This window comes from Trueperaceae bacterium, assembly GCA_031581195.1.
In the GTDB taxonomy this organism is placed as follows: Bacteria; Deinococcota; Deinococci; order Deinococcales; family Trueperaceae; genus SLSQ01.
The window spans coordinates 1-11652 of record JAVLCF010000077.1 but is presented as its reverse complement, the minus strand read 5'-3'; the positions used below and the strand labels follow the sequence as shown (position 1 = coordinate 11652).

The 11652-nt window shown below is 74.9% G+C and carries 10 protein-coding genes and 3 tRNA genes; 9 read left to right on the top strand and 4 right to left on the bottom strand.

The features are described from left to right. The 4 genes from RI554_08120 to RI554_08105 all read left to right on the top strand — a co-directional run. Positions 1 to 1179: MFS transporter (locus tag RI554_08120; GenBank protein ID MDR9391978.1), on the top strand; the 1179-nt coding region annotated here is incomplete at its 5' end. A gap of 73 nt (positions 1180 to 1252) precedes the next feature. Next, on the top strand, positions 1253 to 1942 hold the full coding sequence (locus RI554_08115) for a vWA domain-containing protein (GenBank protein MDR9391977.1): 690 nt from the start codon (positions 1253 to 1255) through the stop codon (positions 1940 to 1942). Between the two features lie 19 nt (positions 1943 to 1961). Then, on the top strand, positions 1962 to 2975 hold the full coding sequence (locus tag RI554_08110; protein ID MDR9391976.1) for an ABC transporter ATP-binding protein: 1014 nt from the start codon (positions 1962 to 1964) through the stop codon (positions 2973 to 2975). Further along, positions 2972 to 3742 carry an ABC transporter permease gene (locus tag RI554_08105; protein ID MDR9391975.1) on the top strand — a complete coding sequence of 257 codons (771 nt, stop codon included), beginning with the start codon at positions 2972 to 2974 and terminating at the stop codon, positions 3740 to 3742. Before RI554_08110 ends, RI554_08105 begins: the two co-directional genes overlap by 4 nt. Before the next feature lie 36 nt (positions 3743 to 3778). On the opposite strand, the gene RI554_08100 is transcribed toward RI554_08105, so the two are convergent. The 4 genes from RI554_08100 to RI554_08085 all read right to left on the bottom strand — a co-directional run bounded on the left by RI554_08100 (position 3779) and on the right by RI554_08085 (position 4883). Then, positions 3779 to 3853, bottom strand: a tRNA-Val gene (locus tag RI554_08100). Between the two features lie 279 nt (positions 3854 to 4132). Continuing rightward, a tRNA-Glu gene (locus tag RI554_08095) sits at positions 4133 to 4207 on the bottom strand. A gap of 4 nt (positions 4208 to 4211) precedes the next feature. Beyond that, a tRNA-Lys gene (locus RI554_08090) sits at positions 4212 to 4287 on the bottom strand. 20 nt (positions 4288 to 4307) lie between these two features. Next, positions 4308 to 4883 carry a GNAT family N-acetyltransferase gene (locus RI554_08085; GenBank protein ID MDR9391974.1) on the bottom strand — a complete coding sequence of 192 codons (576 nt, stop codon included), beginning with the start codon at positions 4881 to 4883 and terminating at the stop codon, positions 4308 to 4310. A gap of 40 nt (positions 4884 to 4923) precedes the next feature. On the opposite strand from RI554_08085, the gene RI554_08080 reads away from it, so the two are divergent. The 5 genes from RI554_08080 to malQ form a co-directional block, all read left to right on the top strand. Then, positions 4924 to 5910, top strand: a complete 987-nt coding sequence (locus tag RI554_08080; GenBank protein ID MDR9391973.1) for a MoxR family ATPase — start codon at positions 4924 to 4926, stop codon at positions 5908 to 5910. Next, entirely contained in the window at positions 5907 to 6845 is a 939-nt protein-coding gene (locus RI554_08075; GenBank protein ID MDR9391972.1) for a DUF58 domain-containing protein, read from the top strand. The genes RI554_08080 and RI554_08075 overlap by 4 nt, the downstream gene beginning before the upstream one ends. Before the next feature lie 86 nt (positions 6846 to 6931). Further along, positions 6932 to 9190, top strand: coding sequence for an ABC transporter permease (locus tag RI554_08070; GenBank protein ID MDR9391971.1), 2259 nt, complete (start codon positions 6932 to 6934; stop codon positions 9188 to 9190). Between the two features lies 1 nt (position 9191). Next, the gene (locus RI554_08065) at positions 9192 to 10121 is read left to right on the top strand and encodes an ABC transporter permease (GenBank protein ID MDR9391970.1); all 930 of its coding nucleotides are present in this window, start codon (positions 9192 to 9194) and stop codon (positions 10119 to 10121) included. A gap of 19 nt (positions 10122 to 10140) precedes the next feature. Continuing rightward, positions 10141 to 11652 (top strand): 4-alpha-glucanotransferase (gene malQ / locus RI554_08060; GenBank protein MDR9391969.1); only part of this gene is annotated, 1512 nt, incomplete at its 3' end.

Sequence of the window (11652 nt, the reverse complement as noted above, 5' to 3'; positions counted from 1 at the left end):
GCCATCGTCGGCGCGGAGCTCGCCGGCCGCGCCGCCCTCGCCGGCGCCCCCGCCGCCGCCTTCCAGTTCGGGGGGGCGGGCACCGCCCTCCTCGTCGGCTGGATGCTGGGGCGCCTCGGACGCCGCCGCGGCATGACGGTCGCCGCCCTCCTGGGGACGCTCGGCATGGCCGCCGCCGCCCTCGCCGTCGCGGCCGGCGCCTTCGCGTGGCTGCTGCCGGCCCTCGTGCTGGCCGGCACGGGGAACGCCGCGGTGCGGCTCGCCCGCTTCACCGCCGCGGAGATCGTGCCGTTCGCGCGGCGCGGGCGGGCCGTCGCGATCGTCGTGACGGGCGGCACCGTCGGGTCGGTCGTCGGCCCCGCCGTCGTCGCGCCCAGCGGCGCGTGGTCCGCGGCGGTGGGGCTCGGGACCCTGACGGGGCCGTTCGTCGCCGCCACGATCTTCCTGATCCTGGCCGCCGCCTCGTTCCACCTACTGTTGCGGCCCGAACCGTCGCGCCTGGCCGTGCGCCGCGAAGCGCCGGCCGTCGGCACGGCCGACGGAGGCGCGGACGCGCCCCCCGACCGCGACGCGCTCCCGGCCCGCCCGCTGGCGCGGCTGCTGCGCGACCCGGGGGTGGCGACCGCGATCGCGACGCTGGTGCTGGCGCAGGGCGTGATGGTGATGCTGATGGCGATCACCAGCCTGCACATGGACCGGCACGACCACGCCCTGTCGCTCATTTCGCTCGTGATCTCCGGGCACACCCTCGGCATGTTCGCCTTCTCGATCCTGTCCGGCATCTTCGTCGATCGCTTCGGCCGCCTCCCGGTCCTCCTCGCCGGCGGGGCGGTGTTGCTCCTCTCGACCGTCCTGGCGCCCCTCTCGCCCGGGTTCGTCCCGATCTTCGTCGCGTTGTTCCTGCTCGGCTACGGCTGGAACCTCGCCTACGTCGCGGGCAGCGCCCTCCTCGCCGACCACCTGTCGGCCCGCGAGGCCACCTCCACGCAGGGCCTCAACGACTTCGCGATGGGGACGGTGTCGGCCACCGCCAGCCTGCTGGGCGGGGTCGTGTTCGCCGCCTACGGGTTCGGCGTCATGAGCGCCGCCGGCGCGGTCGGTTCGGTCCTGCTGCTGGCGGGCGCGCTTGCCTACGGCGCCCGCCTGCGCCGCGCCCGCCGGGCGGCACCCGCCTCCTGAGCGACCGCGCCCCCTCGGGGGGCGGCCCGGAGGACACGGGCGTCGCGCCGGCCGGCGCGTATCCTCCGGACCGATGGCCGAGGCCGACCCCCCGCCCGACCCGGACGCCCCCGGGGAGGCGCTCGCGGAACCCCTCGACGCGCCCTCCGGGCGCACCCCGATCCTGCTGCGCGCCGCCGGCGCGCTCGTCCCGAAACGCCGGCGCCTGCGCGGCGTGGTGTACCTGGTGCTCGACCACTCCACCAGCATGGCGGACCCCGGCAAGATGGACGCGATGCGGCAGGGCGCCCTGCGGTTCTTCCTCGAGGCGGTGCAGCGGGAGTACGCGGTCGGCGCGGTCGCGTTCGCCGGTCGCGCCGACGTCGTCGCCGGCGCCGGACTGGACGCCCACCGGTTCTGGCGGCGGCTGCACGCCCTCCGCGCGTACGGGCGGACCGCGATGGCGGCCGGCCTGCACGCCGCGCTGCGGCGCCTGCGCTTCCGGCGGGGCCGGCGGGTGCTCGTGTTGATCACCGACGGGCTCCCCAACGACCGCGCCCGCACGATGGAGGCGGCGCGCCTCGCGCGCGCGCGGGGCGTGACGCTCATCCCGATCGGCATCGGGCAGGCCGACCACGCCTTCCTCGCGAGCCTCGCCGGCCGACCGGAACTCGCGCGGCACGTCGCGCGCGGCGACCTGGCCGGCGCGATGGAGGCGGCCGCCGGCCACCTGCACGCGGGGGACGCCTCCGCGCCGGTGGACGCCGAAGCGGATCGCGGGTAGCGTTCGTACGGAGGTTCCCGTGCCCGACGCGACGTCCCCCCATCCCGCCCCCACCGCATCCCCCGGCGACGCCCCGACCCCGGGGCCGCTCGCCGCCGCGCTCGGCGGCGACCCCCCGGTCGTCGTCGCCGAAGCCCTCACGAAGCGCTACGGGTCGTTCACCGCGGTGGACGCCGTCGATTTCGAGGTGAAGCGCGGCGAGGTGCTCGGCCTGCTCGGCCCGAACGGGGCGGGGAAGTCGACGACGATGCGGATGCTCTACCAGGTGACGCCCCCCACGTCGGGGCGGTTGTCGATGTTCGGCCTGACGCCGGGGCGGGACGCGCGGGCCATCAAGCGGCGGCTCGGGGTGGTGCCGCAGATCGACAACCTCGACGAGGAGCTCAGCGTCCGCGACAACCTGCGGCTGTACGGCCGCTACCACGGCCTCCCCCCCGCCGACGCCCGCCGCCGAGCGGACGAGCTGTTGGCGTTCGCCGACCTCGAGGGGAAGGCCACGGTGAACGTGCGCGCCCTCTCGGGCGGCATGAAGCGGCGCCTCACCCTCGCGCGGGGCCTGGTCGGCGATCCCGACCTGGTGATCCTCGACGAGCCCACCACCGGCCTGGACCCGCAGGTGCGCCTGGCGTTGTGGGAGAAGCTGGCGGACCTGAAGGCGCGGGGCGCGACGCTGCTGATGAGTACGCACTACATGGACGAGGCGGAGCGCCTGTCCGACCGCCTCCTGATCATGGACGGCGGGCGCATCGTCGCGCAGGGCACCCCGCGCGGGCTGATCGCCGACGCCCTGCGTCCGTTCGTCGTCGAGGGGCGGCCCTCGGCGGGGGAGGAGGCGCCGTTCGCGCGCCTGGCCGACGCGGTCGGCGAGCCGCTGCAGCGTTCGGGGGGGCGCGTCGCGGTGTTCGTCGACGACGGACCCGCGGCGTTGCGGCAGGTGCTGGCGGACGGCGCGCACCCCGACGCGACGTTCGTCCGCCCCGCCGACCTCGAGGACCTGTTCCTCCGCCTCACCGGCCACGGGCTCCGCGAGTGACGGGGCACCTGGCCAGCATCGCGCGGGTGTGGCTGCGCAACGCCTGGGTGTACCGCGACCGCTGGTACTACGGGCTGCTTCCGAACTTCTTCGAGCCGGTCTTCTACCTGCTGGGCCTCGGGGTGGGGCTCGGCTTCTACGTGAGCACGGGCGGGGCGTTCGAGGGCGACTACCTCGGCTTCATCATTCCGGGCCTCATCGCGGCGGCGGCGATGAACGGCGCGTCGTTCGAAACGACGTACAACGTGTTCGTCAAGCTGCACTTCGGGCGGATCTACGACGCGACGATCGCGACGCCGGTCGGCATCGAGGACGTCACGCTGGGGGAGGCGGCGTGGGCGGTGACGCGCGCCCTGATCTACGGCGGGGTGTTCCTGCTCGTGACGATCGCCTTCGGGACGGCGTTCGACGCGCGCCTGCTGGCGGCGCTCGGCGCGATCGCGCTGGTGGGCTTCGCGTTCGCCTCGCTCGGGCTCGCCTTCACGTCGGTCGTGCCGACCATCGACCTGTTCAGCTACTACTTCACGCTGTTCCTCACGCCGTCGTTTTTGTTCAGCGACATCTTCTTTCCCGTCGCCGAACGCTTCCCGCCAGCCCTCGCCGCCGTGGCGGAGGTCACGCCGCTCTACCGCAGCGTGCAGTTGATGCGCGGCGTGATGGGCGGCGACGCCGCCTCGCTGCCCTTCGACGTCGCCTACCTTCTGACGTTCGGGTCGGCGTTGTTGGCGTTCGCGGTGTGGCGCATGCGGGTGCGTTTGGTGCAGTGACGCCCCGCGCCGGGGGCGCGGGGCGTCGGGCCGGGCTGGTGGGCGCTGACGGGATCGAACCGCCGACCTACCGCTTGTAAGGCGGCCGCTCTACCGCTGAGCTAAGCGCCCGAGGCCGCGCGGCGAAGGCACGCATCGCGCCTACCACGATACCAACGGCGGCGGGCGGGGAAAGGTGCGCCGCCCGAGGCTCGGGATGGGGCGACCCTGGCTTCGCGGTCCCGACGTCACGGTGGTGCGCGCCGCTTGGGCGCGAGGCTCGAGCGCGCGGCGTGGGGGCGAGGGGCCGGGGGGCGCGTCGCGTCCACGGTCGATACGAGCGCCCGCGCGAGGCGAGACCCGCGTGCGGCCCCCATGAAAGAAGCGAGGAGGCGTGTGCCTCCTCGCATTTGGTGACCCCTACGAGATTCGAACTCGTGCCGCCACCTTGAAAGGGTGGTGACCTAACCGCTAGTCGAAGGGGCCGAGCTGGTGGGTCGTGTAGGGCTCGAACCTACGACCCGCTGATTAAAAGTCAGCTGCTCTGCCAACTGAGCTAACGACCCAACGTCAGCAAGTCGTGATGCTACTCGTCGGCGGGGGCGGTGTCAAGCGCGGCGACGGCGCGCGGAGCGGGCGGAGGCGACCCCGCCCGCCACGCCTCCCGCCGAAGCGTCATCACCACGTCCGTCCGACCGCCGGCGGCCGGGAGGCGGTCGACCTCCCGGAAGCCGACCTTCTTGAACGCCGCCTGCGCGCGGGGGTTGTCCGCGAACGTCGTGAGGCGCACCTCCTCGAGCCCGACCTCGTCGAAGGCGTACCCCAGTAGCGCGCGCATCGCCTCGGGCCCGTACCCGCGGTTCCAGTGGCTGCGTTCCCCGATGATGATGCCGAGCGTCGCCCGGTCGGGCCGCAGGTCGTACAGCTCCGCCGTCCCCACGTAGGCGTCGCGCTCGTCGAAGATCCCGAACGTCGCCCGGTCGCTGCGGTTGGCGTCCGCCCGCAGGACGCGCCGCAACAACCAGAGCGGCATGCGGTTCGGGGGCGTCCCGTTGAGGTGCGCGATCTCCGGATCGCGAAAGTGCGCGTGCACCCGCCGCCAGTCGTCCCGCCGGAGCGCGGAGAGGGGCCGCAGGTGGACGCGGCCGTAGGCGAGTTCCATGCGTCCGAGTGTACGCCCGACGGCGAGTATCCTGGGCGGCGTGAGCGAACCCACGCAAGCCTCCGCGGCCGAGACCACCCCCGACGACGCCCCCCCGGCCGCCGTGCAGACGCTCCGCCGCGCCCTCCGCGACGCGGTCCTCGGGCAGGAGGCCCTGGTCGACGACCTGATCGTCGCCGCCCTCGCCGGCGGGCACGTGCTGGTCGAGGGCGCCCCCGGCCTCGGCAAGACCCGCCTCGTGCGGGCCTTCGCCGACGCGACCGACCTGCGCTTCGGGCGCGTGCAGTTCACCCCCGACCTCATGCCCGCCGACGTGACCGGGAGCAGCGTCTTCCTCGAGGACGGCGGCGGCCGCTTCGAGTTCCGGCCGGGCCCCATCTTCTGCAACGTCCTCCTCGCCGACGAGATCAACCGCGCGACCCCCAAGACGCAGTCGGCGTTGCTCGAAGCGATGCAGGAGCACGCCGTCACCGCCTCCGGCGAACGGCACGCACTGCCGGAGCCGTTCCTCGTCCTCGCGACCCAGAACGCCGTCGAGATGGAGGGCACCTACCCGCTGCCCGAAGCGCAGCTCGACCGGTTCCTGTTCAAACTGATCGTGCCCCGGCCCGACCCCGACACCCTCGTCGCGGTGCTCGACGCGACGACCGGCGACCCCGAGGCGCCGCCCACCGCCGTCCTGGCGCACGACGACCTCGCGATCCTGCAGGCCCGCCTCCGGGCGGTCCCGATCGCGCGGGCCGGCCTGGACTACGCCGCGCGGCTCGTCGACGCCAGCCACGCCCTGCCCGGCGTCCGGCTCGGCGCGAGCCCGCGCGGCGCGCAGGCGCTCGTCCTGGCCGGCAAGGGCTACGCGCTGTTGGAGGGCCGCCCCCACGTCCGCTACGCCGACCTGAAGCGCGCGGCGCTGCCGGCGTTGCGGCACCGCCTCCTGCCGTCGTTCGAAGCGGAGGTCGAGGGGCGCGACGTCGACGACCTCGTCCGCGACCTGCTGGGGCGGGTGCCCGAGGTCGCGCCCGGCGGGTGAGCGACCCCGGACCCACCCCCGCGGAGCTGGCGCGCTACGCCCTCGTGACCCCCGCCCGCGGCGCGCGCGTCGGGGAACGGACCGCGCTCGCGGCCGGCGGGTCGCTCGAGTTCCTCGACGCGCGCCCCTACCAGCCCGGCGACGAACCGCGGCACGTCGACTGGCGGGCGTACGCCCGGACGCGACGCCTCACGACGCGGACCTACCACGCGGAGCGCGCCGCGGACGTCCTGGTGCTGTTCGACGACGACGCCGGGATGGCGCTCCACGGCAAACCGGCGTGGCTGGCGGCGCTCGCGTGGGTCCTGCGCCCCGCCGCCCGCGACGAGGGGCGCCTCACGTTCGTGCGGGCGTCCGGCCCGGCGGTCGACGCCACCCCCGGCCGCGGCGGGGACGCCGCCGTGGCTCGCTTCCTGGACGCCCTCGCCGCCCGCACGCCCGCCGAGGCCCACGACGCGGGGCGCGACGCGGCCGGTGACGGGGACGAGGACGTGGGCACGGCGGGGCCGTTCGGTCGGCTCGCGCGCCGCCTCGCCCGCGTCCCTCGGCGCGGGCGGACCGAGCAGGTGCTGGTGCTCAGCGACGGCCTCGATCCCGGCCCCGTGACGCCGCTGCTCGGCGTGGTGCGCTCACGCGGCGCGCACCTCGGGCTGGTGCGGACGTTGGCGCCCGCGGAGCGCGACCCCACCCCCGACGCGGTCGAGTGGGTCGACGTCGAGGACGGACGCCGGACGCCGGTCGATCCGGACGACGTCGAACGCTACCGGGCGCGCCTCGCGGCGCTCGAGGCGCGCCAACGGCGCGCCGTCACCCGGGCCGGGCACCGCCTGGCCCGCGCCGACGTCCCGCCCGACGCGGCGACGGCGTCCCCCGGTGCGGTGCGCCGCGCGGCGCTCGCGGCGTGGATCCGGACCGGGTGGGTGCGCGTGCGCTGAACCGCTCTCGGTGCGGCCGTCCGGCGGGTCGCGGTCCGCACGTCGCGTCCGGCGGGTGGAGGGGCGACGTCCGGTATCATCCCCGCGTGTCCGAACGCATCACCGTCGCCGCCCTCGCGCTGCTCACCCTCCTCGCGGTCGCCTTCGCGCCGTGGGCGAGCTTCGAGCGCGAAGCGGGGTCCCGCGCGGCGTTCACCCTGCTGCCCGACCGCGTCGTCGACCTGACCGGGCGCACCGACCCGGTCGACGTGCCCGGCCAGGGCGCCGTCCTCGTCCTGACGCTGTTGGGGGCGGTCGGCCTGGCGGCCGGCGCCGCGACGCCGGGCCGCGCCCACCGCGCCGTGTGGTTGGCGTCCGGCGTCGTGCTCGTGGCGACGACGTTCGTGGGGCTCGACCGGCACGCCGGCGCCTACGAGACCGCGCAACGCGACACGGTGCGCAGCACCCTCGAGGCGGCGCTGGCCGACCCCGGAGGACGGACCGACGTCGAGGGCCTCGAATCGTTGTTGGCGCGCTTCGATACGCAACCGGTCGAGACGTCCCGGCTCGAAGCGCTCCAGGTCGGGGTCCGCATCCGCACGCTGCCGTACGGCGGCGTGGCGCCGGGCCTCACCGCCTTCCTCGCGATCCTGTCGGGCGCCTTCGCGCTGGCGCTCGGGGCGCGCCTGCACCCCGCCGCCGATCGGGGGGTGCGCCGCGTCATCGACGTCGCCGCCGTCCCCGCGACCGCCATCTTCTTGGCGTTGGCCGCCGCCGCCGTCGTGATCCTGGCGCTGCAACCCACGCCGATCGGGCGGGAGGTCGTGATCGACGGGTGGCGCACCTACCTCGCCGGCCGCCTCGACACCCTCTGGTACGCCTACTACACGCTGTTCGCGGGCTCGCTCGGGACGTTCGAGGGGTTCGCGGAGGCCCTGAAGTTCGCGACGCCGTTGATCTTCACGGGGCTCGGCGTGGGGTTCGGCTTCAAGGCCGGCCTGTTCAACATCGGCGCGCCCGGCCAAATGGTCCTCGGGGGGTTGTTCGCGATGTTCGCCGGCGTCTACCTCCCCGGCCCCGGGTGGTTCGTCCTGCCCGCCTCCGTCGCCGCCGCCGCGCTCGGCGGGGGGCTGTGGGGGGCCCTGCCCGGGTTCCTCAAGGCCCGCTTCGGCGCGAACGAGGTCATCAACACGATCCTGTTGAACTTCGTCGCCAGTTCGCTGTTGTTGTTCGTCCTGAGCTCCAGCCCGGTGTTCGCCGCCGCCGCCCTCCGGATCCTGACGGCGCTCGGCATCGCCGCCGGCGTGATGATCCTCGCGGCGCTCGCGCGCCCCGTCCGCCGGCTCGCCGGCCGTAGCCCCCGCCGCAGCGCGGCGCTCGTGGCGGTCGCGTTGCTCGGCGTGATGGTGGTGGCGGGCCTCCCCCGCGCGGGGGACGGCCCCGTCACGCTGAACCTGCCGTTCAAGGTCGAGGGGTCGGACCCGAAGTCCGTGCCGCTGCAGGAGACCGCCCGGTTGCCGCAGTTGCCCGCCCTGTTCGGCGTGGACCCCGCGACGATGGTCGGGTCGACCGAGACGACCGTCGACGCCGCCGCCTGGGCGGCGCTCGCCGCCACCCTCGCCGTCCTCGCGCTCTCCGCGGCCCTCGGGGGCCGGTTCGGGTGGGCGACCTGGCCCCGCCGTTGGCTGGCGGCGGGCGTCGCCGCCGCCGCGACGTACGGGGTCGGGGCGGCCCTCGGCTGGCGCGCGACGCCGTTCGAGGTACCCCCCAGCAACCTCAACGCGGGGTTCGTGATCGCGATCGGTGCGGCGGTGTTCATGCAGATCTTCCTGTTCCGCACGAAGTGGGGCTACGAGCTGCGCGCCGTCGGGGACGCCCCGAAGGCGGCCGAGTACGGCGGCGCGTCGATCGCCCGCAGCACCGTCGTCGCGATGGCGATGAGCGGCGCGTTCGCGGGCCTGACCGCCACGCACTACGTCCTCGGGGGGGCGCTCGAGGACTACGCGTTGCGGCAGTCGCTGCCGACCAACGACGGGTTCGACGGCATCGCCGTCGCGCTGCTCGGGGGGAACAACCCGGTCGGCATCGTCCTCGCGGCGTTCCTGTTCGGGGTCCTCAAGAACGGCGGGTCGACCCTCTCGATCGCCTTCGCCGACCTCACCCGCGACGTCGTCAACATGATCCTCGCGCTCGTGGTGCTGTTCATCGCCGCCCGCGGGTTCCTGCCCGAACGCTTCAGCGACCCGATCCAGCGCGCCGCCTGGCGCCGTCGTCGCGGCGAAGCGGACGAGGCGGACGCCGTCCTCGCCGCCGCCGCGAGCGACGCCGCCACCGAGCCCACCGACGCGTCGGACGGGGAGGCCTGACGTGGATTGGGTGCTGATCGCTGCGATCGCCGCGTCCGCCATCCGGGCGACGACGCCCCTGCTGTTCGCGTCGCTCGGGGGGCTGTTCAGCGAGCGGAGCGGCGTCGTCAACATCGCGCTCGAGGGCATCATGGTCTTCGGTGCGCTCGGCGCGGCCATCACCGCGCAGCTCGTCGAGCGGCCCTACGTCGCGCAGGACCCGAACGCCGTCGTCTGGTTCGCGCCCTGGCTCGGGGTGCTCGCCGCGATGGGGGTCGGCGGCTTCGTCGGCTGGATTCACGCCGTCGTCTCGATCCGCTACAAGGCGGACCAGATCATCAGCGCCACCGCCATCAACCTCATGGCGATCGGCATCCCCGCGGTGCTGCTGACCGGCCTCTACGACAACTCCACCACCAGCGAACGCGTGCAGAACACGCTGCCGTCGTGGGGCGTCGGGCCGGTCCAGTTCAGCCCGCTCGTCTACATCGCCTTCCTGCTCGTCCCGACCGCCTGGTGGGTGTTGTTCCGCACGCCGTTCGGCCTCCGGCTCCGTTCGGTCGGGGAGCACCCCGAGGCCGCCGACAGCGTCGGCATCGACGTCCGCCGGATGCGCTACTACGGCGTCGTCCTCTCCGGCGTCCTGGCGGGCTTGGGCGGCGCGTTCCTGTCGATCGGGAACCTCAACCAGTTCGTCGCGGAGATGGCCGGCGGGCGCGGGTTCATCGCGCTCGCGGCGTTGATCTTCGGCAAGTGGACGCCGTTCGGGGCGCTCGGCGCGACGCTGCTGTTCGGGACGTTCGAGGCGGTCGGGACGCTCCTCGGGGGCGGCAACCTGTTGCCGCCCGCGCTCGTCCAGGCGATCCCCTTCATCCTCACGATGCTCGTCCTCGCCGGCTTCGTCGGGCGGGCGGTGCCCCCCGGCGCGGTCGGGAAGCCGTTCGAGAAGTGACGCCCCGACGGGGACCGGCGTGAGCCGCCGCGCCGGCCTGCTGCTGCACCCGACGTCGTTGCCCGGCCCGCACGGCGTCGGGTCGCTCGGCGACGACGCGCACGCCTTCGTCGATTGGCTCGCCGACGCCGGCCTCCGCGCCTGGCAGATCCTCCCGCTCGGGCCGACCGGCTACGGCGACAGCCCCTACCAGGCGTTCAGCGCGTTCGCCGGCAACCCCCTGCTGATCTCGCTGCGGCGCCTGGCGCGCGACGGCCTCCTCGACGACGCGGAGCTCGCCGCCGCGGAGCCGCCCCCCGACGCGGGCCCGGACGTGGACTACGGCGCCGTCCTGACGCGCAAGGGCGCGGCGCTCGCCGCCGCCACCGCTCGCCTGCAGGAGCCCGCCTTCGCGGGCGCGCGGGCCGAGGTCGAGCGTTTCCGCGCCGACCAGGCCGACTGGATCGAGGACTACGCCCTCTTCCGCGCCCTCAAGGACGCGCACGGCGGCGCGAGCTGGGCGGAGTGGCCGGCGCCGCTCCGCGACCGCGACGCGGACGCGCTGGCGGCGGCCCGCCGGACCCACGCCGGCGCCGTCGACCACCACGTTGCGTTGCAGGCCTGGTTCTGGCGGCAGTGGCACGACCTCCGCGCGCACGCCCAGGCGCGGGACGTCGCGATCATCGGGGACCTCCCGATCTTCGTCGCCTACGACTCCGCCGACGTCTGGACGCACCGCGCGATCTTCGACCTCGCGCCGGACGGGACGCCCCGCGTCGTCGCGGGCGTGCCCCCCGACTACTTCAGTGCGACCGGGCAACGCTGGGGCAACCCCCTCTACCGTTGGGACGTGCTCGCGGCGGACGGGTACGGCTGGTGGATCGACCGGCTTCGCGCGGCGTTCGCGCACCTCGACGCCGTCCGCATCGATCACTTCCGCGGGTTCGCGGCGCACTGGGAGATCCCCGCCGACGCCCCCACCGCCGAATCCGGACGCTGGGTGGAGGGCCCCGGCCAGGCGCTGTTCGACGCCGCCCGCGAGGCGCTCGGGCCCCTCCCCATCCTCGCGGAGGACCTCGGCATCGTCACGCCCGACGTCGAGGCGCTGCGCGACGCGAACGGCTTCCCCGGCATGAAGGTCCTGCAGTTCGCCTTCGGGGGGAACGCCCGCGACCCCTACCTCCCTCACGAGCACGTGCGCAACGCCGTCGTGTACACCGGGACGCACGACAACGACACGACCCGCGGGTGGTTCGACGCCGCCCCCGACCCCGAGCGCGACCGGGTGCGGCGCTACCTCGCCTGCAGCGACGCGGACGCCGTCGCGGCGTTGCGGCGCGCGGCGTTCGCCAGCGTCGCGGACCTCGCCGTCGTGCCGATGCAGGACGTCCTGGAGCTCGGGAGCGAAGCGCGCATGAACACGCCCGGCGCGGCGGCGGGGAACTGGGGCTGGCGGGTGACGTGGGACGCCCTGAGCGACGCACGCCGTGCGATGCTGCGGGACCTGGTCGAGCTGTACGGGCGGGGCGGCGACGCCGCCGACGCGCCCGAC